The sequence below is a fragment of the Bartonella acomydis genome (assembly GCF_039543025.1).
Lineage (GTDB): Bacteria > Pseudomonadota > Alphaproteobacteria > Rhizobiales > Rhizobiaceae > Bartonella > Bartonella acomydis.
In genome coordinates, this window is the sequence record NZ_BAABIY010000035.1 from 1 (window position 1) to 3,069 (window position 3,069).

Sequence of the window (3,069 nt, forward strand, 5' to 3'; positions counted from 1 at the left end):
GTATTCCTGCTTTTGTAAAGGGTCTTCAGATAAATAAGCTTTTACAAGGTTTTCAAACAATGTTCCCAATTCACGGGGTGATTTTGCTTGATCGCGATAATATTCCAACAGAGAGCGTAGCGTGACGTGTTCATGATCAGACTTAATAGATTGCAGCATATTACAAAAGGGCTCCATTTTCTTATGAGGGGATTAATTCTCTTCAAAAGAATCGAAATGAAGCTTATTAAATCCATTTTGGACGAATTGAGAAAAAAATGCAGAAAAATGCGAAAAAGCAGATAAATTTTTTCAAAAGGGGATTTTTAAGCTATTTATCCACAGCCTATGAAGAGAGATCAGATCAGCAAAATAGTGAAATTTGCTATTCATTTCACATATCATTCAAGACGAATGCACTATGTGTTTAAAAACATCAGAATACTTATTTTGATAAGTTTTATGAATGACTTTAATAGATAGGTTTTGAAGGTTTCTCAAACCCTCAAAATACCTTCAAAAATATACTATGGGTTGAATTTAAGGTGTGTTGTCGATATAGGTTGTATTATTAAAATAATAACATATTGAAATATCATAACTTTTATTTTTTGATTTTAAAAAAATATATAAGGGGGCGTAAAAGGAACCCTCAAAATCTTCAAAATCATCAAAATTAAGAGATAGAAAGACTTTGAAGGTTCATTTTTGAATCTAAGGTTATAAAATTTCCAGATTGCCTATTGTGGTGTCTTATAACTTTTCACTAAAGGATGCCATTCATAGCGTATGGTAGGTCGACCGCTTTTAGAGCTATTGTTTTCAGATATTGCACGAATATAGTTACAACGACATAAAAGCTCTAAAGCTTGCTTAACAGCTTCATTGTCCTTTAAAGAAGTCCAACTTCTTTGATGAATATCACGTAAAGTAAAAACATCGGATAAACAATCACAGCGTTCAACAATTAATTTTGCACGCTCTGCTGTTAATCTATCCCCCGCCGCATAGAGCCTTTTGACATGGCTTATCAGATATTTTTCCCAACGCAAGGCTGTTGTAATGGCATAGAGTCCAATTTCAAAACGACCACTGTCAAGAAGTTCAAAAATCAACGCAAGACTTGCTATGGTCTTTGGCATTTTTAAAACATGCGATTGTAAGCTTTCGGAGAAATGACCTCCTTTTGCCTCTCTATGAAGATTTTCTAGCCATTCATAAAATTTCTCTTGTGCTTTTGGCATAAAACGCATGATCAGCGGCTGTTCCGGAGAACCTAATCGTTTATCACGAAAAGAGTGAAAAACGCTTTCATACTTTTGCCATCCCTCTTGATTGGGTGGTCTATCAACCAATTGCCAATCTTTTGTATCATCGGGCCACACAATCATTTGAAAGCGTTGCAATAAGCCGTCATCATTTATTCCCCGCTGTATTGCTTGAATGATGGGAATAATTCGTGAAGGTTGAATGCCTCCAATCATTGATAAAGTTACATGGGGAATAAAAATGGTTCCACGCTCTATACGGTCATAGGTAAATTGATCATCTCCATTGAANGTTTGATATTCCTTTCTCTCCAAATTGGTTAAAAAACCAGACAATTCATCACGAACCATCAAGAGACCACGAGGGTTTTCTTTTAACAATTCCCCAAGCTTTTCAACCGTGACATCATTGACGATAAAACGAGAGACCTCATCATCATGAGCACTGTCTTTAGAGAGCGTTTCAAACAACAGAGCACGGGCTGTTTTACTATCACCTTTTTTAAGCGCTTTATTGGCTTGTCTTTCTTTTTCTCGTTTGTCTAAACTCTCTAATCTCTCTTCAATTTCTTGTTTTTCTTTCTGCTTTAGCCACTCTTTATACCATTGCTTTTGAAGACGCGTGATAGGGGCTAAAGCGGCTTTCATGGCTGGTGTTTTATATGTTGACGATTGACCAATAAGAGCCCCCCAAAGATTAGGGACAATTGTCCAATCATCATATTGTTTTGGAGCAACCCGCACGCCATTTCCAATGACAGCCGCCAAACCACACAGAGCAGAAACAGCAATAAAATCGAGAGGGGCTTGTTGACGCTCTGAAACGTCATAAATATAGTCCATGAATGGCATTGGGAGCTGTAATGGATTAAAAGGTTCAACGGGTAAAAGAGCACTCTCAATCGGTTTTAATTCCTTCCACCCATTTTGTTGCAAGGCGACTTCATAAGGAATGGCTTTTAAACAAGCATTATCATTTAAAGAGAGATTATCGTTATCATTGACGGGGGTATTATTCTCTAAAATATTTTTATTATCTTGTTTCATATTACTTACCTTAAATAATAGAGAAAATCGTTGAAATCTAAAGCGTTAGGGGCTTGCATGATAAAGACCTCAAAGCCTTGGCTATAAGCACGCGCAGCTAAGGTAAAACCTGCTTTACGACCCGCATCATCGCCGTCCATAGCGATTGTCAGACGTCCTTTTATCGGGGGTAAATTCACACGCATCATGCCACTGGTAGAAAGAGACGCCCATAAATTCACGGGCTCTGATAACAAACCAGACAGCAGCGCCAAACCCGTTTCAATACCTTCACAAATAACCAGATGTTTTGGATTGTCTTGACTTAAATGCACAGCACCGCCCATGACAGATCCCAACATGGCTTTTGCTGGTTTCTGGTCTGTTTTGCAGCCATTGACTTGTAAAAAGGTTCTATGAATGGCAAAGGAGCCAGCCCCCTTAACAAGAGCTACCAACGCGGCCAATGTCATCTCTAATGGATGAGGGCATTTATCGTGAAATCTTAAATCAGCAGGCAATTCACAAGTAATCCCCCGCTTGCGTAAATAGGTTTCTGCTAAAGTATCTTTGATCGGTTGGCTTTGTTGCCAAATTGCTTTTGCTCTTTCTGCTTTCTGTTTTGCCCGTTTGAGATCAGCAGAAAACTGTTTTGAGAAAGAAAGCGTGTGATCATAAGCTTTATCCAAAAAGGCTTGTTTCCCCAGCAAGCCAATTCTGATAAGTGCTTGGATGATCTCTCTAAAAGAGCAACCGGCATAACAGTAGAGTAAGAGACGCCCATCATTTCCATTGG

2 protein-coding genes are annotated in these 3,069 nt (G+C 38.3%); both read right to left on the reverse strand.

The window, feature by feature from the left end; translation table 11 throughout:
• Positions 1-719: 719 nt before the first annotated feature.
• A complete protein-coding gene (locus tag ABD909_RS05615; protein ID WP_345096985.1) occupies positions 720-2,294 on the reverse strand; it encodes a YfjI family protein in 1,575 nt (524 codons plus the stop codon).
• A 5-nt stretch (positions 2,295-2,299) separates the two neighbouring features.
• The coding region (locus tag ABD909_RS05620) for a DUF7146 domain-containing protein (RefSeq protein WP_345096986.1) at positions 2,300-3,069 on the reverse strand (770 nt) is incomplete at its 5' end.